Source organism: Streptomyces sp. NPDC031121, assembly GCF_055570615.1.
This window is the reverse complement of the sequence record NZ_JBVIGV010000008.1, coordinates 176880-196769: the sequence shown is the minus strand read 5'-3', so window position 1 is coordinate 196769 and position 19890 is coordinate 176880. Positions and strand designations below refer to the sequence as shown.

Sequence of the window (19890 nt, the reverse complement as noted above, 5' to 3'; positions counted from 1 at the left end):
AGGTTCCTACGATGGGGTGAGTCAGCTCGGGGACCCGGCACACCTCCAGGACAGGGGTGATCCGCCATGGGCCGACGCCACCGGGCCGTCCCCGCCGTCGCCGCCGCCTCCCTGCTCCTCGCCGCGCTCTGCACGGGCCAGGCACCCGCCGCGGCACTCCCCGGGCGTGTGGACATCGACCCCGCCACCGCCGAGCGCCTCGACGAGGCCATCACCGAGACGATGCGCAAGGCCGGAATCCCGGGCGTCTCCGTCGGCCTGTGGACCGACGGCGGCGGCTCGTACGAGCGGGCCTTCGGCACCGCCGACACCGCGACCGGCACCCCGATGAAGACCGACCTGCACACCCGTATCGGCAGCATCACCAAGACGTTCACCGTCACCGCCGTACTCCGGCTCGCCGACGACGGCAAGGTCGGCCTGGACGAGCCGATCGGCCGGTACGTGGACGGCGTACCCGGCGGCGACCGCATCACCGTCCGGCAGCTCGCCGACATGCGCAGCGGCCTCTACAACTACACCGAGGACCAGGGCTTCCTGGACGCCATGAAGCAGAACCCGGACCGCGCCTGGAGCCCGCAGGAACTCCTCGACACCGCGTTCAAGCACCCCGCGCAGTTCGCGCCCGGCGCCCGCTGGGAGTACAGCAACACCAACACCGTGCTGCTGGGGCTGCTCGTCGAGAAGGTCGGCGGACTGCCGCTCAGGGACTACATCCGGGAGGAGGTCCTGGAGCCGGCCGGGCTGGACAACACCGCACTCCCGGTCGGCGCAGAGATCCCGGAGCCGTACGTGCACGGCTACACGGACTTCGCGCCGGGCGGGAAGACCACCGACGCGAGCGGCTGGAACCCGAGCTGGGCGTGGGCCGCCGGCGCCATGACGTCCACCCTGGACGACCTGCGCACCTGGGCCCCCGTCATGGCCTCCGGCCGCCTGCCCGACGGCGGCCGCCTCCTGGAGCCGGGCACCCAGGCCCAGCGGGTGCGGATGCTGCCGACGGGACACCAGGGCGTCCGGTACGGGCTGGGCATCGCCGAGTTCGACGGATGGATCGGGCACAACGGCGAACTGCCCGGCTACGAGACCATCGCCGTCCGGCTCCCGCAGGAGCGCACCACCTTCGTCGTCATCGTCAATTCCGACATCGACAAGAAGGAGGGCAGCCTGAGCACCCTCATCGGCAACGCCGTGACCGAGATCGTCACGCCGGAGAACGTCTGGGAGCTGCCGGCGGCGGCACAGCCCAAGGGGCCGGCCGGGCCTTCCGAGGCACCCGCGACGGGCAGGCCGGAGACCGGGAGCACCGCCCCCGGCACCGGCACCGCGCCGTCCCCGGCCGGGAGCTGACGGCGCGGCCGCCGCACGGCCCGCCGCCCGCGCGGGCCGGCTCCGGTCCGGCTTCCGTCAGAGCGTGTCGGGCGCCTCGACGCCGCAGTACGCCGCGAACGCCGCCAGGACGTCGTCCTCCGCGATGAGGCCGTCCCCGTCCGTGTCGAGGCCCGCCGCCACCTGCCCGGCGAGCTCCGCCGGCGTGCCGAGCACGTGCAGCACGCGCGCCGCCGCCTCCGGGGGCGTCCCCGCGCCGTCCCCGCCGGCCACGGCCAGCACCGCGTGCAGGAACGGACGGGCGATCTCCGCGAACCGGTGCGGGTTGTCCCGCAGCCGCTTCGCCGCGCCCGTGACGAACTCCTCGCGGGTGACCCGCTGGTCGCCGTCGACGTCGGCGATGCCGGCCATGCCCTGCCAGAAGGCCTCCGCGCCCGCGAAGACGGCCTGGCCCCTCTCCGACCGTGCCGTCGTGCCGAATTCGGCCAGGACCGACCGGGCGGCCGCGCTGAAGTCCTCGCGGTCGATGTATCCGTTGCCGTCCTGGTCGAAGGCGGCGAATCGGGCGGCGATCTTGCGCTCGTACTCTGCGCTGTCCATATCGGCGTTCCGCCTTCACATGTGCGGTGGGGTGCACTTCAAGACAAGGCGAGAGCGTAAGCCCTCGATGGCCCGCACGTTAAGCGGAGGTGCCCCGCAGGTGGCCGCATCGAACCCGCGCACGAGGAGCGCGGCGGGGCGCGCACCCGGGGGCGCGTGTGCCGCCTCCCGCCGCGCCCCCGAAAGAGGCCGTGAACGGACGTCAGCCCGCTAGCACGGAGGCGCACTTACGGGGCGGCTTCCGGCAAAAGATTCGCGCACGGGCCCGTGGCCAGTACATTCGTGGGGTCGACACACGGCTGGGGGCAGCACAATGCCGAAGGACGTACCACCGCGCTGGGACCGCCGCATGCAGCAGCGCCTCGCCCGCGGCGAGGCCGCCGCGCTCGGGGAGCTGTACGACCGGTTCGCGTCCCTCGTGCACGGCCTGGCGCACCGGGTGCTCGGCGACGAGGGCGGCGCCGACCGCGTCACCCGCGAGGTGTTCGGCTACATCTGGCAGCACCCGGACGCCTACGACCCCCGGCAGGGCTCCATGCGCTCCTGGGTGGCCCGGATCGCCCAGGGCCGGGCCGTGGACCGGCTCCGCCAGGCCGAGCGGGACCGCGGCTCCCGCGAGGAGCTGGAGGAGAAGGTCCGCAGCGCCAACGCCGCCGCCCGCGCCGACTACATCGTCACGTCCATGCCCGCGCCGCTGCGGGCCGCGCTGGAACTCGCGTACTTCCAGCGCCGCGACTACCGGCAGGCCGCCGCGGACCTCCGGATCAGCGAGGACGAGGCCCGGCGCCGGCTCCGCCTCGGCCTGCAGCTGCTGTCGACCGCCAGCGCCCTCCCGCCGGAGGACACCGCACCGCCCGGATACGGCCCGCCCGGATATGGAACCCCCCGATGAACGGTCCCGACGACGGACTCGACGGCCCCGGCGGCCCGGGCGGCCCCGGAGGCCGCCGCCCCGCCTCCGAAGAGCAGCAGGTCGGCGGGGCCCACCGGATACCGGGCCCGCGCGGCGGGGCCGGCGGCCCGGGATCCGGGCACGCGCAGGAGCACCCGGAACCGGAGGCGCCGCAGACCGCGGCACGGAGCGGGCGGGCCCCCGAGCCCCGCCCGCACACCGTGCTGAAGTCCCTGCTCGGCGCGTGGGCGCTCGCCGCGTGCTCCGCCGAGGAGACGCAGGCCGTGGAGGACCACCTCACCGAGTGCGCGCCCTGCGCCGAGGAGGCGCTGCGGCTGCGCGACGCGGTCGGCCTGCTGCACCGGGAGGAGAGCCTGGACCTCAAGCCGATGCTGCGGTCTCGGGTCTTGGAGGAGTGCCTGGGCAAGCGGCCCGCCCGGATCCCGGTCCCCGCGTGGGCGGGCCCGTACGACACCGAGACCGCGCGGCTCGACGCGCTGCTGCGGGACTTCGGCGACGGCGAGTGGGAGACCCCGGTCCGGCTGAAGTGGTTCGAGGAGGAACGGCGGCGCACCCGCCGGACGACGGTCGCCGGGGTGATCGGGCACCTGCTCACCGTGGACGGGCTCGTCGCCGCGGCCCTCGGGCTCGACGACCCCCTCGGCCCGGAGGCTCCGCCGCAGGGCGGGGCGACCGCCCGCACCGAGCACTACTGGACCTCCGCCGGGCAGCCGCTGACCCGGCACGTCCGCGAGCCGTGGCGCGAGCAGGGGCACACCCTCCTGCGGACCGTCTCGTTCGCGGGCCGCGGCGCGGCCGAGCTGACCGTGGACTACGGGCCGTTCGCCCTGCCGCTCGGCGACGCCTTCCTGGAGCGCGCCTTCGAGTGCTGGGTGCACGCCTGGGACATCGCGGAGGCGGTGGACTACCCGTACGACGCGCCGTCGGGGCAGGACCTGAACCGGATGATCGACCTCGCGGCGCGGCTCCTGCCGAGCGCGCTGGCGCACCGGCGGCGGGCGGGCCTCGCCGCCCCCGTACGCCGGCTCGTCGAGGCGGGCGCGCCCGGCCGGACCCTGCGCCTGGAGATCGAGGGCTCGGGCGGCGGCAGCTGGGACATCGCGCTGGACTCCCCGGCGGCGAAGCCGTCACCGGAGCACACGGTGGCGCGGATCGCACTGGACGGCGCCGAGTTCTGCCAGCTGGCCGCCGGGCACATCTCCCCGGAGGAGGCGGCCGTCGGTCAGGACGGCGACCGCGAGGCGATCCGCGACGTGCTGTTCGCCGCCGCCTCGCTGAGCCGCCTCTGACCGGGCCGGCCGCGGTTACGCGAAGACGACCGTGCGGCTGCCGTTCAGCAGGACGCGGTGCTCGCTGTGCCACTTCACGGCCCGGGCAAGGGCCTGGCACTCGACGTCGCGGCCGATCGCCACGAGCTGGTCGGGAGTGACCTCGTGGCCGACGCGCTCGACCTCCTGCTCGATGATCGGGCCCTCGTCGAGGTCGGCGGTGACGTAGTGGGCGGTCGCGCCGATCAGCTTCACGCCCCGGGCGTGCGCCTGGTGGTACGGCTTCGCGCCCTTGAAGCTCGGCAGGAAGGAGTGGTGGATGTTGATGATCCGGCCGCTCAGCTCCCGGCACAGGGTGTCCGAGAGGACCTGCATGTAGCGGGCGAGGACGACGAGTTCCACGTTCTCGGCGCGGACGATGTCCAGGAGCTTCTGCTCGGCCGCCGCCTTCGTCTCCTTCGTCACCGGGATGTGGTGGAAGGGGATGTCGTACGAGGCGACGAGCTCGGCGAAGTCGGTGTGGTTCGAGACGACGGCGGCGATCTCCACCGGCAGGGCGCCGATCCGGGTGCGGAACAGCAGGTCGTTCAGGCAGTGCCCGAACTTGGAGACCATCAGGACGATCCGCATCCGCTCGTCGGAGCGGTGGATCTGCCAGTCCATGCGGAAGGAGTCGCCGATCGCGGCGAAGCTGGCCCGCAGCTTCTCCACCGAGACGGGCGGCTCGGCCGAGAAGTGGACCCGCATGAAGAACAGGCCGGTGTCGTGGTCGCCGAACTGGCGGCTGTCCTCGATGTTGCACCCGGTCATGAACAGGTAGCTGGACACGGCGTGCACGATGCCCTGCTTGTCGGGGCAGGACAGGGTCAGTACGTACTGCTGGGGGGCCTGGGTGTGCGGGTCGTCGCTCATGACCCCACAGCTTTTCACACGCCGCGGGTCAGGATCCTCAGCAGTTCCAGCGACCGCGGCGCCGCGTCCGGGTCGTCGCCGTCGGACTGCGCCATCCGTACGTGCGCCTCGCGGGCGGCGTGCACGGCGTCCGGCCAGTCCGGGTGGGCGAGGTAGGCGGAGACGGAAGCGTCGGGGCCGACCTGGTGCAGGATGCGCAGCACCCGCAGGACCGCCGCGTCGACGAGGGCGGCCTCGTGGGCGTCGCGGAAGATCGTGCCGACGTACTTGTCGGCGGACCAGCTGTCGAGCCAGGTGTCCTCGACGAGCCGGTACACGGCGTCGGTGACGTCCCCGTACCCCTCGGCCCCGGCGAGCCAGGTCTCCTTCTGGAAGACGGGGTCGGAGAGCATGTGCAGCGCCGAGCGCACGTTGCTGCGCCAGCGCCACCACGGCATGTCGTTCAGGGGCATGCCGCCCATGGTGGAGGAGCGGCCGCCTCGTTTGGAAGTGTTCTTCGAACCTTGGGCGAATGTCACGCTTTCGATCGTACGTTCCCCTCCGGCCCGATCTTGAAGCGCCTGCGACGGGCCCGAGGCCACTGCCCTTCACCCGGACGTCACCCTCCGTTGCACCGCTCTCACTCCCACGTTCCCCGCGGGGCGGAAGGGTGCATGGACATGACCGATCGGCGACGCGCGACCCCCTTCCACCGCACCGTGCTCGCATCGGCGCTGGCAGCATGCCTGGCCGCCGGATGCGGGGTGATCCCGTCGGGCTCGGGACCCACCGGGGACACCATCACCGTCATGACCTTCGCCCCGCAGGACACCGCGGCCACCAACATGCCCGGCATGGTCGGCATGGCCAAGGCCTACGAGAGCTGGACCAACGCCAGGGGCGGCATCAACGGCCGCCGGCTGCGCGTGATCACCTGCAACGAGAAGAACACCCCCGGCGGAGCCGCGGACTGCGCCCGCAAGGCCGTGGCGGAGAAGGCGGTGGCCGTCGTCGGCTCCTACAGCCAGCACGGGCGCTCCTTCATGGCCCCCCTCGAATCCGAGGGCATCCCCTTCGTCGGCGGCTACGGCGTCACCTCCGAGGAGTTCCAGAGCCCGCTGTCCTACCCCGTCAACGGCGGCCAGCCGGTCCTCCTCGCGGGCGCCGGCCACCAGCTGGGCCGGGTCTGCGGACAGGTGTCCCTGGTCCGGCCCGACACCCTCGCCGGCGACTCCATGCCGGTCCTGCTCGACGCCGGCCTGAAGGCCGACACCGGCGGCAAGGCGGGCGGCGCCGAGGACATCCGCGCGGCCGAGGACACCGCGGACTTCGTCCCGCAGGCCCGCCAGGCCCACGCCGGCTCGTCGGGCAAGGACCGGGGCTGCGTCACCGCCGTGCTCGGCCAGCGCACCGAGACCTTCTTCGACGCCTTCCGCCGCGCCGGCGACCCGCGCAAGAGCCCGCAGATCGCCTCCGTCCTCGGCAGCGTCAGCCAGGCCCTGATCGACCGCACCGGCGGCCGCGAGAGCCCCTTCGAGGGCGCGCTCGTCACCGGCTGGTACCCCGTCTCGACGGACCCGCTGTGGGAGCCGATGCGCCGGGTGGTCGCCGAGCACGCCGCCCGCGACCTCGCCGTCGACCCCGACGACAGCGGCGTCCAGACCGCCTGGATCGCGTACACCGCGCTGAGCGAGGTACTGGGGCGGCTGAAGCCCGGCGAGGAGGTCACCGCCCGGAAGGTGGCCCGCGCCCTGAACCGGGCGGAAGCCGTGCACACCGGGGGCCTGACCCCCGCCCTGAGCTGGCGGCGCGAGCACATGCGCGCCATCGCCGGCTACCCCCGCATGGTGAACGGGCAGGTCACCTTCCAGGTCGTCCGGTCCGGGCGGCTCGTCGCCCAGCCGGGCGAGCAGGCGCGGGACATGACCGCGGCCCTGGAGCAGGCCCCGAGCCCGGCCTGACGCGGAGGCCCGGCCTGACGCGGAGTCCCGGGCAGGCGCCGCCGCGCCCGGGCCGGCGTCACGCCCGGGCCGGCGTCATGCCCGGGCCGGCGTCACAGCTGCGACTTGTCGCGCTTGGGGAGGTTGTACTTGACCGCGATCGGGTTCCACAGCGCCGCGGCCGACTCCTTCGCGCGGGTCGCCTCCCCGCTCGACTTGTTGCCGTCGGCCGCGTCGTCCGTGTTCCGGGCGTGGCCGTCCTTGCAGCCCTTCTTCTTGTCGTCGGCGACATCCTCCGCCCACGCCGCGTAGCTGTTGTCGGCGTCCGCCGACGCCTTCCACGCCTTGGTCAGCGACGCGGACAGCCTCTGGTGGTTCGGCAGCTTGTCCAGCCGCAGCTCCTGGAGGCGCGTGACGAGCTCCTCGCGCTGGCGGGCGGCACTGCGCAGGTCGTCCGCGGCCGTGCCGAGGTTGCGGCAGGCCTTGATGTCGTCGACCGCCTTGATGACCGAGTCCCGGCTGTCGGCGCTGTCGGCGAGCACCTTGTCCAGCTGGACGGCCTGGGAGCGGGCCGGATCCACCGGCGCCTCGGCGGCCGCCGCGGCCGAACCGGTGGGGGACGGCGCGGCCGCCGCGGCGGCCGGGTCGTTGTTCTGCGCCTTGGGGTCGCTCAGCATCGCGCCGACGCCGAGCCCGACCACCGCGAGGCCGATCACCACCGCCGCGATCACGGCGGGCGGCACCCGCCGCGCGGGCTCCGCCGTCGGCGGGGGCGGGGGCGGCGGGGCGAAGCCGGGCTGCGGCTGCCGGGCGTACGGCTGCTGCGGGTGCGGCGCCGGGCGCTGCCCGCGCGGCGGCTGCGGGCGCGGCGCGGGCTGCCGCAGCACCGGCTCCTGGATGGGCGGCATCTGCCGGGTGTGGCCGTCGGCGCCGTCCTGGCGGAACAGGGCGTCGAAGTCGTCGGTGACGGGCGGGATGTACTGCGTCGCCGCCTCGTCCGGCCCGCCCCCCGGGGCGGCCGGGACCGGCGGGATGTACTGCGTCGCCGCCTCGTCGTGCGCCCCGGGCCCGGCGGGCGGGACGGGGCCCGGGTCGGCCGGAACCGGCGGGATGTACTGGGTGACGGCCTCCGGCAGCGGCGGATACCCGTATCCGTGCGGCTGCCCCGGCCCCTCGTACCCGGGCCCGAGGACATGCCCGGCCGGCGGCACCCCCGGCACCGCAAAGCCCTGGCCCTGGCTGCCGTGATCCGGGTGCCCCGGGCCGGGGTGGGGCTGATCCGGACGGGCCTGGTCCGGGAAGCCCTGGTCCTGACGGCCCTGCTCCGGCTGCCCCGGGCCGGGGTAGGGCTGGTCCGGGTGGGCCTGGTTCGGGAAGCCCTGGTCCTGGCGGCCCTGATCCTGGCGGCCCGGGTCCGTGTGTGCCGCTCCCGCGTAGGCCTGGCCCGGGAAGCTCTGGTCCTGGCGGCCCGGGTCCGGGTGGGCCTGGCCCGGGTGGGCCTGGGCCGGGTGGGCCTGGGCCGGGAAGCCCTGATCCTGGCGGCCCGGGTCCGGGTGGGCCTGGCCCGGGTGGGCCTGGGCCGGGTGGGCCTGGGCCGGGAAGCCCTGATCCTGGCGGCCCGGGTCCGGGTAGGCCTGGCCCGGGTGGGCCTGGGCCGGGTGGGCCTGGTTCGGGAAGCTCTGGTCCTGGCGGCCCGGGTCCGGGTGGGCCTGGCCCGGGTGGGCCTGGTCCGCGTAGGCCGGGCCGGGGTAGGCCTGGCCTGCGGCGCCCTGGTCCGGGTAGGGCGGGGCCGTGGCGGGCGGGAACCCCCCGGCCGGGCCCCCCTGGGCCTGCGGGTGGCCCGCGGCGGCGGGCGGGGCGTACGCCTCCGGGTGCTGCGGGTAGCCGTATCCGGGCTGCGGGACCTGCGGGTCCGGGTACGCCTGGTCCGGATTCCACTGCGCACCGGCCTGCGGGGCCCCCTGCTGGCCGCTGCCCTGTCCGCTCTCCGTCACCCGGGACTCCCTCGCCGACTGCTCCGTCACTTGCGAAACCGGCGACTCACGCTACCCGGCCCCCGGCCGCCCCGTCAGGCCCACCCCGAGCACCTTTCCGGACACGATCGGATATACCGCCCACCCACCCTCCGCCGCACAGGCCCCGGCTAAGCCACCGCCTCCGCTCGGGCCGTGAACTCCCGGGCCGCCGCCTCGTCCCGGTACGGCTCCAGCCGCGCCCGGAAGTCGTCCAGGTACTCGACGCCCCGGCTGGAGCGCAGACCGGACAGCAGTTCCGCCGCCTGGCCCGCGGTCTGGCAGGCCTGCTCCACCTCCCGCTGCTGCACATGCGCCGCCGCGAGCAGCAGCAGGCCGATCGCCCGGCGGCGCTCCTTGCCGGCCGGCAGTGCGGCCAGCGCCTCCCGGGCCTGCCGGGCCGCCTGGTCCGGCTGGCCGAGGTCGCGGTGGCAGTGGGCCAGCTCGTCCGCGAGGTAGGCCCCGTCGAAGTGCCGGATCCACACCGGGTCGTCCCCGGACTCCGGCTCGGCCCGCTCCAGGGCCCCGACCGCCCGCGAGGCCAGCACCGACGTCGCGCGGGCGTCGCCCATCAGCGCGTGCCCGCGCGCCTCGGCGGCGTAGAACATCGCCTCGGCCCGCGGCGTGACCTGGCCGCGGGTGCCCTCCTGGGCCGCCCGCGCCAGTTGGGCGATCTCCCGCGGGTTGCCGAGCTCCGCCGCCAGGTGGCTCATGGACGCCGCGAGCACGTACCCGCCGTACGCGCGGTCGCCTGCGGCCTGCGCCAGCCTCAGCGCCTGGATGTAGTACCGCTGCGCCAGCCCCGGCTGCCCGGTGTCCACCGCCATGTACCCGGCGAGTTCGGTGAGCCGGGCCACCGCCGCGAACAGCGCCCGCCCGACCGGCTCCCGGTACGAGCCGCCGATCAGCCCGGACACCACCGAGTTGAGGTAGTGCACCACGACCGGGCGGACGTGTCCGCTGCCGAAGCGGTGGTCGAGGTCCTTGAGCGCCTCGGTCGTCGCCCGGACCGCCTCCACGTCCGACATGCCGACGCGCGAGCCGCCGTTGCGGGCGACCTGCGCGTCGGCCCCCGTGATCAGCCAGTCCCGGCTCGGCTCGACCAGCGCCGACGCGGCCACACTCGACCCTGACAGGAAGTCCCGCCGCCCGACGTCGGTGCGCCACAACTCGCTGACCTGCTCGATCGCCCCGACGACCGTCGGGGAGAACTGGAGGCCGATCCCGGAGGCGAGGTTCTTTCCGTTGGCCATGCCGATCTCGTCGATCGTCACGGTCCGGCCCAGTTTTCGGCCGAGGGCCTCCGCGATGATGCCGGGTGCCCGGCCGCGCGGCTGCTGGCCCCGCAGCCAGCGCGCGACCGACGTCTTGTCGTAGCGGAGGTCGAGGCCGTGCTCGGCCCCGCACATGTTGACGCGCCGGGCGAGCCCGGCGTTCGAGCACCCGGCTTCCTGGATGAGTGCCTGCAGCCGTTCGTTCGGCTGACGGGCGACGAGAGGCCTGGCTGCCATGAAAACCCCCAGAGGCCGCGGGTGATCGTTGGAAAGATCACTTCCCGCCTGATGTGTGGAGAATCATCCGCTTAGCGTCGTGTCGCTACCCAAGCCCGGCGCTCCGGCCTCCCACGCGCCCCCGCCCGTGCTCCAGTGCGCCCCGTATGCAGGATCGATGCAGCGTCCCCCGGGCCGGTCCGGCCCCGTAACCCCGCGTCGGGGAGCCAGTTGTGAAGGGCGTGGAAGACACCATCGGAGTCACGGAGACCGCGCCCATCCCCCGGCAGCGGGGAGAACAGCTGCTGGACCATGCCGTGCGGTACACGGAAGAGCGGCACTGGGACGTCTTCGCCGGCACCTGGCTCGAGCACGCCGAGGGGCGCGAGCTGTGCTCCTGCGGCGCCGCGGACTGCCCGGCGCCGGGCGCGCACGCGGCGGTGGCGGACTGGGCGGCGGTCACCACGGGCAGCGCGGTGCAGGTGCGGCGGGTGTGGGGCAAGCGGCCTGACGCGTCGATCCTGCTGCCGACGGGCCGCACGTTCGACGCGCTGGACGTCCCCGACGCCGCCGGGTTCCTCGCCCTCGCCCGGCTGGAGCGCATGCAGCGCACCCTCGGGCCCGTGACGCTCACCCCCGACCACCGGATGCTGTTCTTCGTGCTGCCGGGCGCCGCGGCGAAGGTCCCGGACATGGTCCGCCGCTTCGGCTGGTCGCCCGGCGCGATCGACCTGAAGGTGCGCGGCGAGGGCGAGTACGTGGCCGCCCCGCCGACCCGGGTCGGCGGCCGGGGGGCCGTCCAGTGGGCGCGGCGCCCCACGCCCGCGAACAGGTGGCTGCCGGACACCGAGGAACTGATCGACGCGCTCGCGTACGCGTGCGGGCGCGAGGCCGCCGCGGAACGGGACCGGCGCGGCGCCTGACATCCGGCGTCCCCGGCTGCGGCCCAAGTGCAGGTCGGCGGGGGTGCGTTCCGCTCGGGAAAGACATGACATTCGTAACTGCCGCGTCTCTTCCGGCCGCCCTATCGTCGTCCGTGTAGGACCACGGGGACATGGACGAGAGGCGGGCGCATGCCGAACCAGGGCGATGCGACGGGCGGGGCGGTCGGAGCGGGCGGGGAGCCCGCGCTGCCGTACGGGGGGCGGGCGGCGGTCCGCGTCGAGGGGCTGTGGAAGCGCTTCGGCGAGCAGGTGGCGGTCGCGGGCATCGACCTGGAGCTGCCCGCGGGCAGGTTCATCGGCCTGGTCGGCCCGAACGGCGCGGGGAAGACGACGACCTTGTCCATGGTGACGGGCCTGCTCCGGCCGGACATGGGGCGGGTCCTCGTCGCCGGCCACGACGTGTGGGCGGACCCGGTCGCGGTGAAGTCCCGGATCGGCGTCCTGCCGGAGGGCCTGCGCCTGTTCGAGCGGCTCTCGGGCCGTGAACTGCTCGGCTACATGGGCCGGCTGCGCGGCATGCCGGGCGAGGAGACCGACAAGCGGGCCACGCAGCTGCTGGACGTCCTGGACCTGGCGGGCTCGCAGCACAAGCTGGTCGTCGACTACTCGACGGGCATGCGGAAGAAGATCGGGCTGGCGGCGGCGCTGCTGCACAATCCCGAAGTGCTGTTCCTGGACGAGCCGTTCGAGGGCGTCGACCCGGTGTCGGCGCAGACCATCCGCGGGGTGCTGGAACGTTACACCGCCTCCGGTGCCACGGTCGTCTTCTCCTCCCACGTGATGGAGCTGGTCGAGTCGCTGTGCGACTGGGTCGCCGTCATGGCGGGCGGCCGGATCCGGGCCGCGGGCCCGCTGGCCCACGTACGGGGCGAAGCCCCCACGCTGCAGGCCGCGTTCCTGGAGCTCGTCGGTGCGGGCGGCCGCCCCGCCGGCGACTCGCTGGACTGGCTGGGCGGGCAGGCCGCCCGATGAACACCGCAGCCCCCGCCTCCCCGCCCGCGCCGGTTCCGGCGGCCGCGGCTCCGGCCGGTGTGCACGCCCCCGACCCGGCCGCGGTGTTCGTCCGCCTCAAGCTGTCGCTGCTGCGCAACGGCCTGAAGGGCTCCTCCAAGCGGAAGGCCGCCTACTTCGCGTCGCTGGCCTTCGCCCTGCTGGTCGGGCTGGGCCTCACCCTCGGGCTGTCCGCGCTGCGCGGCCACGCCCACGGCGGCACGGTCGTCGTCCTGCTGGCCGCGGTCCTCGCGCTCGGCTGGGCGTTCATGCCGCTGTTCTTCCCCGCCGGGGACGAGACGCTCGACCCGAGCCGGCTGGTGATGCTGCCGCTGCGGCCGCGGCCTCTCGTGCGGGCCCTGCTGGTCTCGTCGCTGATCGGCATCGGCCCCCTGTTCACGGTGTGCGTGGCCGTCGGCTCGGTCGTCGCCGTCGCCCGCGGCGCGGCGGGCATCGCCGCCGCCGTGGTGGCGGTGCCCCTGCTGCTGCTCGGCTGCGTGACGCTGGCCCGGGCCGTCGCCACGGCGAACGTACGGCTGCTGACCAGCCGCAAGGGCCGCGACCTCGCCCTGCTCAGCGGCCTCGTCGTCGCGGTGGGCGCCCAGCTCGCGAACTTCGCCAGCCAGCGGCTGATGGAGACCGGCGGCGTCGCGCAGCTGCAGCCCGCCGGCGAGGTGGTGCGCTGGCTGCCGCCCGCCACCGCCGTCGGCATGGTCGACTCGGCGAGCCGGGGCGCGTACGGGACGGCGGCGGCGCAACTGGCGCTGACCCTGATCGGGCTGGCGCTGCTGCTGTGGCTGTGGGAGCGGAGCCTCACCCGGGTGATGGTGACCCCGGACGGCTCGACGGTCGCCGCGCAGGCCTCCTCCGAGCGCGGGTCGGCGGGCGGCGGCCTGTGGGCGCTGCTGCCGGGCGGCCGGACCGGCGCGACCATGCAGCGCACGCTGCGGTACGTGGTCCGAGACCCGAAGACGAAGGCTGCGTGGGTGTCGTCCCTGGCGGTCGGCATGATCATCCCGGTGTTCAACGCCCTCCAGGGGAACGGCTCCATCTACCTGGTGTGCTTCGGCACGGGCATGCTGGGCCTGCAGATGTACAACCAGTTCGGCCAGGACACCTCGGCGTTCTGGATGGTCGCACAGACGATCTCGACGACCCGGGACGCGTACGAGGAGCTGCTGGCCCGCGCCTACGCGCTCGCCCTGATCACGGTGCCGTACACGGTCCTCGTCACGGCGGCCACCGCGGCCGTCATCCCGGACTGGCAGGCCTTCCCGGCCGGCATGGGCGTGGCGCTCGCGGTGACGGGCTCGATGATGTGCACGGGGGCACTGGCCTCGGCCCGGTTCCCGTACTCGATCCCGTCGGACGGGGCGTTCAAGAGCGTCGTCCCGGGGCAGGGCGGCCTGGCCTGGTCGGGCATGGTCGGCGGCCTGCTGGCGTCGCTGGTCCTCTCGGGCCCGGTCATCGGACTGGCGATCTGGTTCGAGGCGGCGGGGAGGGAGTCCGCCTCCTGGATCCTGCTGCCGCTGGGCACGGCCTGGGGTGCGGCCGCCGTGTGGGCGGGCGTGCGGCTGGCGGCCCCGCGGGTGGCCCGGCAGCTGCCGGAGATCCTCCAGGCGGTCAGCAAGGGCTGATCCCCCGGGCCGGGCGCGGCCGAGGGGGGTGCGGGGCCTGCGGGCCCGGCACCCCCCTCGTGCGTGTGCCGGGGGTCGGCCGCCCGGCGGGCGCTCAGGCCGCGGTCAGGCGGAGCAGGACGGCGCCGCCGATGATCGAGGCGAAGGAGAGGAGCCGGGTGGTGGTGATCCGCTCCTTGAAGAGGACGGCGCCGAGGGCGACGGTTCCGGCGCCGCCGATGCCCGTCCAGATGGTGTAGCCGACGCTGACGTCGAGTTCGCGCAGGGCCAGCGACAGGCTGTAGATGCCGCCGGCGGCGGCGAGCAGGGTGAAGACGGACGGCCACAGGCGGGTGAAGCCCTTCGTGGCGTTGGTGCCGAGCGCGAAGGCGATCTCGAAGACGATGGCGGTGCCGAGGTAGATCCAGGTCATGACGCTGTGTCCTTCACAGGCGGGGAGGGCGGGTGGCGGGGTCAGACGGCGCCGGCGGAGGCTGCGGCCTTCTTCGCGGAGCGGTGGTCGCCGATGCGCAGGCCGAGTGCGCCGCCGATGATCAGGACGAAGGCGAGGGCCTTCCAGACGGTCATCGGCTCGCCGTAGACGACGGTGCCGAGGACGACCGTGCCGACGCCGCCGATGCCGGACCAGACGGTGTACCCCACGCCGACGTCGATGGTCTTGAGGGCCTGCGACAGCGTGTAGATGCCGGCGGAGGCGGCCGCGGCGGTGAGCAGCGAGGGCCACAGCCGGGTGAAGCCGTCGGTGGCCTCGGTGCCGAGCGCGAAGGTGATCTCGAAGAGCGACGAGAAGAGCAGCCAGGCCCACCCCTTGGAGGAGGCGGCGCCGGAAAAGGACGGAGATGACACAGGAACCCCCGGAGGCGACTGAGTGGTGACAGTAGTTGCATGTACGTGCATACAGATGCCGCCCGCGATCGGCCTCATGGACGACCTGGCGGCATATCAGAAGCTTGCACAGTCATGTAACTTGTTGTCAACGACGACCCACTCCCCGGAGGTGCCCGTGACCACCCGCCCGCCCGCACCGCCGCCCGCCGCCTCCGACCAGGCGCTGTGGAGCCGGGTGCTGGCCGTCCACGCCCAGGTGGAGCGCAGCCTCGCACAGGCGCTCCAGCGCCGCCACGGGATCGGCCTGTCGGAGTACCGCGCCTTGGAGGACCTCGCCCGCGCGGACGGCGGCGAACTGCGGATGCAGGAGCTGGCGGACCGGATCGGCCTCGGCCAGAGCTCCGTGACCCGCCTGGTGGCCCGCCTGGAGACGGCGGGGTTCGCCTACAAGGACCACTGCCCGGACGACAAGCGCGGGGTGTACGCCGTGGTCACCGACGCGGGCCGGGAACGCCACGCCGCCGCCCGCGCCACGTACGCGGAGGTCCTGGGCTCGGCGCTGAACACGGTCGCCGCCGACCCCCGCCTGACCGCGACGGTCCAGGCCCTCCGCACCTCGGGCTGACGGCGGCCGGGTCAGCCGCGGGCCGGTTCCAGGGTGTGCAGGAAGGGCTCCAAGGCCGTGCGGCAGGAGTCCGGATGGGCGTAGTGGAGGTAGTGGCCCGCGTCGGGGATTTCCGCGTAGTGGCCCGCGGGGAGGACACGCACCATCTCCTGGGCTTCCGCGCGGCCCAGTTCGCCGTCGAGGGCGCGGACGACCAGGGTGGGGCAGGCGACCTGGGCCAGCTCGTCCCAGTGCGCGTCGTGCACCCATGTCTCGCGGGCCCTCAGCATGTGGCGGCGGGAGAACAGCGGGCGCCAGCCGTCGGGAGCCTCGTGCATGACGTCCGCGAAGAAGTCGCCGCGGCCGGGGTCGGGGCGCTCCACGCGCGGGTCGTCCTCGCCGAACCAGCGCCGGGCCGCGTCCTGGCTGGGGAAGGGGAGGGGCCAGCGGCGGAACCAGTCCTCCCAGTCGCGCTGGGAGGCCTCGCCGAGGGCCGAGGCGCGCATATCGAGGATGACCAGGGCCGCGACCAGGTCGGGGCGGCGGGCGGCAAGCTGCCAGCCGGTGAGGGCGCCCATGGAGTGGCCGACGACGGTGACGGGGGCGAGGCCGAGCTGCTCGACCGCGGCTTCGGCGTCCGCGACGAAGGCCTCGCGGCCGAGGGCGGTGGAGGGGTCGGCGCCGGCCGGCGGGCGGCCGCTGTGGCCGTGGCCCCGCTGGTCGAGGGCGACGACGCGGCGGCCCTCGGCGAGCCAGCGGGCGGTGCCGGCCCAGTGGTGGGCGCGGCCCATCAGGCCGTGGAGTAACAGGACGCGGGGAGCCCCGGGGCCTGCGGCCGAGCCGAACTCCCAGGCGGCCAGGCGCACGCCGTCGTGCCCCGTCACATCGATGCGCTGTACCACCGCAGATGCACCCCCTTCGTCCACGGCAGACTATCGAACCCATATTCGAAAATGGCTCTGCGGCGCCCAACACCGCTCTTTCGAGTGACCTTGCTCAAGGATTGGCCGCCCCTGCCGACGGAGATCCTTTGAGCAGGGAGGCGGGCCGCTCGGGGAAGACGGTCCGAAGGGGATGACCTTGAGAGCTCGGGGCTCCGGGTCAGCAAGGGGAGGAAGGGTCCCGGCGCCGCCAGGCGCCGGGACCCCCTGACACCGCCGCGTCCGCGGCGGCGCGCGGTCAGCGCTTGGCGACGAAGACGTGCGAGGCGATCTCGTGCTCCAGCTCGGCGGCCTCGCCGCCGCTGCCGACGAGCACACCGCCGGGCGACTCCGTCACGCTCACCACCGAGCCGGGCTGCACGCCCGCCCGCCGCAGCGTGTACATCAGCTGGGCGTCCGTCTGGATCGGCTCGCCGATGCGGCGGACCACCACCGTCTTCCCGTCCGTGCCGGGCTCCAGCTCCGACAGGGCGACCATGCCGTCCTCGATGAACGGGTCGGCCTCGGCCTTCTCGCCCAGCTCCTCCAGGCCCGGGATCGGGTTCCCGTACGGCGACTCGGTCGGGTGCCGCAGCAGCTCCAGCACGCGCCGCTCCACCGCCTCGCTCATCACGTGCTCCCAGCGGCAGGCCTCCGCGTGCACCTGCTCCCACTCCAGGCCGATGACGTCCACGAGGAGGCACTCCGCGAGCCGGTGCTTGCGCATCACGCGCGTCGCCAGCCGGCGCCCCTCCTCCGTCAGCTCCAGGTGGCGGTCGCTCGCCACCGCCACCAGGCCGTCGCGCTCCATCCGCGCCACGGTCTGGCTGACCGTCGGGCCACTCTGGTCGAGCCGCTCCGCGATCCGGGCGCGCATGGGGACGACGCCTTCCTCTTCCAGCTCGAGGATGGTGCGGAGGTACATCTCCGTGGTGTCGATCAGTCCGGACATTCGTGCCCCTCGGATTATCGTGCGCTGGCCCTGACCCCAATTCTGACGCATCGCGCCGACAACCGTCCCGCGCCTGCCGCGGAGTCCCCAGGCCTCCGCGAGCCGCTCTCGACCTCCGGACGCCGCCCGCGCCCGTATTGACAGCACGTTGGTCCAGACCGCACGGTGAGCGGCGGACACGGACGCACCCCATCCCCGGAAGGGCTCCACCGCGATGACCGAAAGCAAGCCGGCCGACCGCTTCTTCGACGCCGCGATCACCCTGCTCCAGCGGGTGCAGCGCGAGGAGGGCGGGCGCATCGCCGAGGCCGGCACGGTCGTGGCCGACGCCGTCGCCGCCGGGAACAGGCTCTTCGCCTTCGGCGCCGGGCACTCCTCGCTGCCCGCCCAGGACGTCGTCTACCGGGCGGGCGGGCTCGCCCTGATGAACTTCCTCGCCGTCCCCGGCACCGCCGGCGTCGACGTCATGCCCGCCACCCTCGGCAGCGCCCTGGAGCGCGTCGGCGGGCTCGCCGGCGCCGTCCTCGACAGCAGCCCCGCCACCGCCGGTGACGTCCTCTTCGTCATCTCCCTCTCCGGGCGCAACGCCCTGCCCGTCGAGATGGCCGTCAACGCGCGCGCCCTCGGCCTCAAGGTCATCGGGGTGACCTCGGTCGCCTACACGACGGGGACGAAGTCGCGGCACTCCTCCGGCACCTTCCTGCGGGACCACTGCGACATCGTCCTCGACAGCAAGATCGACGTCGGTGACGCCGAGCTGACCCTCGACGGCATCGACGCCCCCTTCGCCCCCGCCTCCACCGTCGTCACCAGCGCGATCATGCAGGCGGTGATGGCCGCCGCCGCCGGCGAGCTCGCCGCCCGCGGCATCGAGCCGCCGCTGCTGCGCTCCGGCAACGTCGACGGCGGCCACGAGTGGAACGGCCGCGTCATGCGGGAGTACGGCGACCGGATCTTCTACCGGCACTGACCGCGGGCCTGACGGCGGGCCGCCCCGCGCCGGCCGCGGACCGGCCCGCACCCTACGGCCGCTCCGGCGCGGCGCGCGCCAGGTCCAGGTCGGCCGCCACCCGGCCCGCCACCTCCTCCGCGTACGCCGCGTCCGCCCGGTCGAACGCGGACCGCGACGCCGACCGCAGGAACGTCAGCGCCCCCAGCGTCCGCCCCCGGCTGCGCAGCACCGTGCACAGGGCGTGCGCCGCGCCCTCGGGCCACAGCCGCGCCCGCGCCCAGCCCTCGGCGGACTCCCCGCGCGGGACGCTCGCCCGCACCGAGCCGATCCGGTCCAGCGCCTGGAGCACCGGGTGCCCCGGCTCGTACGGCACCGGCCGCGCCCCCCGCCCGGCCGGCGCCGGCGGGGCGGCGGCCGTCCGGACCAGCCGCGGCGCACTCCCCGCCCCGGCCGACGGCTCCAGGGCGTCCAGCAGGGCGTGGTCCGCGAACCCGGCCAGGGCGAAGTCCAGGCGCACCCCGGCCGCCTCCGCCGGGTCCTCGCACTCCGCGGCCGCCCGCCCCGCCCGGTGCAGCTGTGCGGTGCGGAACCGCAGCCTGGAGGTGTCCAGCGCGTCCTGCCGGTCCTCGGTGACGTCCTGGAACAGCCAGCCCACGCCCAGCGGTACGGGCTCCTCCGCCAGCGGGGAGCCCAGCCGTACGAAGCCGCACCGCCAGCAGCGGCGCCGCTCGCCCTCCGGGGTGCGCACCGACACCCACACCTCCGCGGGGCCCGGCGGGGCGCCCTCGGCCAGCACGTGCTGGAGGGCCGCCTCCAGCTCGTCGGCGCCCTGCGCCAGCAGGTCGCCGAGCGGCCGGCCGAGCAGGTCGGTACGCCCGGACCCGAAGGCGCGGGCGGCGCGCGCGTTGACCACGGCGGGCCGCAGGTCCACGTCGACGAGGACGACGGCCCAGGAGGCGTCGTCCATCAGCGCGTCGCTCAGCGCGATCGACCGCTCCAGGTCGATCTGGGCGTGCACCTCGGTGAAGGCGCAGTAGACGCCGGCGGGCCTGCCGTCCGCGCCCGGGACGCCCGCGGACTGCGTCCGCACCAGGACCCGCCCGCCGTCCTTGGTGAGCAGCGCGAACTCGTGGACCTGCCGGCCGGGCACGTCCTGGGCGGCCATGAGCCGGTCCTCGACGTCCTGGGCGTCGGCGGGGCGGGCCGCCCAGCCGGAGAAGCCCTTGCGGCCCACCGCCTCGGCCGCGGTCCAGCCCAGGATCCGCTCGGCCTCGCGGTTCCAGTGGGTGACCACGCCGTCGGAGTCGAACGCGCACAGGGCGGCGTCCATCCCGTCCAGCAGCGCGGCGAGCAGGTCGTGGGTCGGTTGTCCGGAAGCACTCACCTGGCACCCCCGCAGGTGTTCTCGCGTGTGCGGCACGTCAGATCATTGAACTGGAACGTGACGCAGCCCACACCGCATTCCCCGAATCGTCCCGAAAAAAATGGGTTGAGACCCCGGCGGGAGCGTCCTAATGTCTGCGGTACACGAGAAGGGAGGTGGTTCCGGAAATGTACGACTACCGGACGCGTGAGGTGACTGCGGGCTAGGGCCCGTCGTCGCAACGCACCCAGTGCGGT

19 protein-coding genes are annotated in these 19890 nt (G+C 74.5%); 9 read left to right on the top strand and 10 right to left on the bottom strand.

Features of this window, described 5'->3' with window-relative positions; all coding sequences use genetic code 11:
- Window positions 1-66: 66 nt before the first annotated feature.
- A complete protein-coding gene (locus ACZ462_RS16925) occupies window positions 67-1350 on the top strand; it encodes a serine hydrolase domain-containing protein (RefSeq protein ID WP_467803449.1) in 1284 nt (427 codons plus the stop codon).
- A gap of 57 nt (window positions 1351-1407) precedes the next feature.
- On the opposite strand, the gene ACZ462_RS16920 is transcribed toward ACZ462_RS16925, so the two are convergent.
- Window positions 1408-1929, bottom strand: a complete 522-nt coding sequence (locus ACZ462_RS16920; RefSeq protein WP_467803450.1) for an EF-hand domain-containing protein — start codon at window positions 1927-1929, stop codon at window positions 1408-1410.
- Window positions 1930-2242: 313 nt separating this feature from the next.
- On the opposite strand from ACZ462_RS16920, the gene ACZ462_RS16915 reads away from it, so the two are divergent.
- Together ACZ462_RS16915 and ACZ462_RS16910 are read left to right on the top strand one after the other, a co-directional pair.
- Window positions 2243-2821, top strand: coding sequence for a sigma-70 family RNA polymerase sigma factor (locus tag ACZ462_RS16915; protein ID WP_467803452.1), 579 nt, complete (start codon window positions 2243-2245; stop codon window positions 2819-2821).
- Window positions 2818-4131 carry a maleylpyruvate isomerase N-terminal domain-containing protein gene (locus ACZ462_RS16910; protein ID WP_467803454.1) on the top strand — a complete coding sequence of 438 codons (1314 nt, stop codon included), beginning with the start codon at window positions 2818-2820 and terminating at the stop codon, window positions 4129-4131. Before ACZ462_RS16915 ends, ACZ462_RS16910 begins: the two co-directional genes overlap by 4 nt.
- Before the next feature lie 15 nt (window positions 4132-4146).
- Here ACZ462_RS16910 and purU read toward each other — a convergent pair whose 3' ends face one another.
- Together purU and ACZ462_RS16900 are read right to left on the bottom strand one after the other, a co-directional pair.
- Entirely contained in the window at window positions 4147-5022 is an 876-nt protein-coding gene (gene purU / locus ACZ462_RS16905; RefSeq protein WP_189809543.1) for a formyltetrahydrofolate deformylase, read from the bottom strand.
- Between the two features lie 14 nt (window positions 5023-5036).
- Complete coding sequence (locus ACZ462_RS16900) at window positions 5037-5483, bottom strand: SCO4402 family protein (RefSeq protein ID WP_467803617.1); 447 nt, start codon at window positions 5481-5483, stop codon at window positions 5037-5039.
- Between the two features lie 198 nt (window positions 5484-5681).
- Between ACZ462_RS16900 and ACZ462_RS16895 the strand changes: the two genes are divergently transcribed.
- Window positions 5682-6962, top strand: a complete 1281-nt coding sequence (locus ACZ462_RS16895) for an ABC transporter substrate-binding protein (RefSeq protein WP_467803455.1) — start codon at window positions 5682-5684, stop codon at window positions 6960-6962.
- Between the two features lie 92 nt (window positions 6963-7054).
- Here ACZ462_RS16895 and ACZ462_RS16890 read toward each other — a convergent pair whose 3' ends face one another.
- Entirely contained in the window at window positions 7055-8935 is a 1881-nt protein-coding gene (locus ACZ462_RS16890; protein ID WP_468252304.1) for a DNA polymerase III subunit gamma/tau domain-containing protein, read from the bottom strand.
- 149 nt (window positions 8936-9084) lie between these two features.
- A complete protein-coding gene (locus tag ACZ462_RS16885; protein ID WP_467803458.1) occupies window positions 9085-10464 on the bottom strand; it encodes a transcriptional regulator in 1380 nt (459 codons plus the stop codon).
- Between the two features lie 221 nt (window positions 10465-10685).
- Here ACZ462_RS16885 and ACZ462_RS16880 point away from each other — a divergent pair, with 221 nt between their 5' ends.
- From ACZ462_RS16880 to ACZ462_RS16870, 3 genes are all read left to right on the top strand, one after another.
- Entirely contained in the window at window positions 10686-11366 is a 681-nt protein-coding gene (locus ACZ462_RS16880; RefSeq protein ID WP_467803618.1) for a bifunctional DNA primase/polymerase, read from the top strand.
- Window positions 11367-11516: 150 nt separating this feature from the next.
- The gene (locus ACZ462_RS16875) at window positions 11517-12359 is read left to right on the top strand and encodes an ABC transporter ATP-binding protein (RefSeq protein ID WP_467803459.1); all 843 of its coding nucleotides are present in this window, start codon (window positions 11517-11519) and stop codon (window positions 12357-12359) included.
- The gene (locus ACZ462_RS16870; RefSeq protein WP_467803461.1) at window positions 12356-14014 is read left to right on the top strand and encodes a transporter; all 1659 of its coding nucleotides are present in this window, start codon (window positions 12356-12358) and stop codon (window positions 14012-14014) included. The genes ACZ462_RS16875 and ACZ462_RS16870 overlap by 4 nt, the downstream gene beginning before the upstream one ends.
- Before the next feature lie 94 nt (window positions 14015-14108).
- Here ACZ462_RS16870 and ACZ462_RS16865 read toward each other — a convergent pair whose 3' ends face one another.
- Together ACZ462_RS16865 and ACZ462_RS16860 are read right to left on the bottom strand one after the other, a co-directional pair.
- Entirely contained in the window at window positions 14109-14426 is a 318-nt protein-coding gene (locus tag ACZ462_RS16865; protein WP_467803462.1) for a DMT family transporter, read from the bottom strand.
- Window positions 14427-14467: 41 nt separating this feature from the next.
- A complete protein-coding gene (locus ACZ462_RS16860; RefSeq protein WP_467803464.1) occupies window positions 14468-14860 on the bottom strand; it encodes a DMT family transporter in 393 nt (130 codons plus the stop codon).
- A gap of 157 nt (window positions 14861-15017) precedes the next feature.
- Here ACZ462_RS16860 and ACZ462_RS16855 point away from each other — a divergent pair, with 157 nt between their 5' ends.
- Complete coding sequence (locus ACZ462_RS16855) at window positions 15018-15467, top strand: MarR family winged helix-turn-helix transcriptional regulator (RefSeq protein WP_467803465.1); 450 nt, start codon at window positions 15018-15020, stop codon at window positions 15465-15467.
- Between the two features lie 11 nt (window positions 15468-15478).
- Here ACZ462_RS16855 and ACZ462_RS16850 read toward each other — a convergent pair whose 3' ends face one another.
- Together ACZ462_RS16850 and ACZ462_RS16845 are read right to left on the bottom strand one after the other, a co-directional pair.
- Window positions 15479-16348, bottom strand: a complete 870-nt coding sequence (locus tag ACZ462_RS16850) for an alpha/beta fold hydrolase (RefSeq protein ID WP_467803467.1) — start codon at window positions 16346-16348, stop codon at window positions 15479-15481.
- Window positions 16349-16625: 277 nt separating this feature from the next.
- The gene (locus ACZ462_RS16845; protein ID WP_467803468.1) at window positions 16626-17318 is read right to left on the bottom strand and encodes a metal-dependent transcriptional regulator; all 693 of its coding nucleotides are present in this window, start codon (window positions 17316-17318) and stop codon (window positions 16626-16628) included.
- 214 nt (window positions 17319-17532) lie between these two features.
- Here ACZ462_RS16845 and ACZ462_RS16840 point away from each other — a divergent pair, with 214 nt between their 5' ends.
- A complete protein-coding gene (locus ACZ462_RS16840; RefSeq protein WP_467803470.1) occupies window positions 17533-18288 on the top strand; it encodes an SIS domain-containing protein in 756 nt (251 codons plus the stop codon).
- Between the two features lie 52 nt (window positions 18289-18340).
- On the opposite strand, the gene ACZ462_RS16835 is transcribed toward ACZ462_RS16840, so the two are convergent.
- Window positions 18341-19654 (bottom strand): PAS domain-containing protein, encoded by a 1314-nt coding sequence (locus ACZ462_RS16835; protein ID WP_467803471.1) that lies wholly within the window; start codon window positions 19652-19654, stop codon window positions 18341-18343.
- Window positions 19655-19890: the final 236 nt, after the last annotated feature.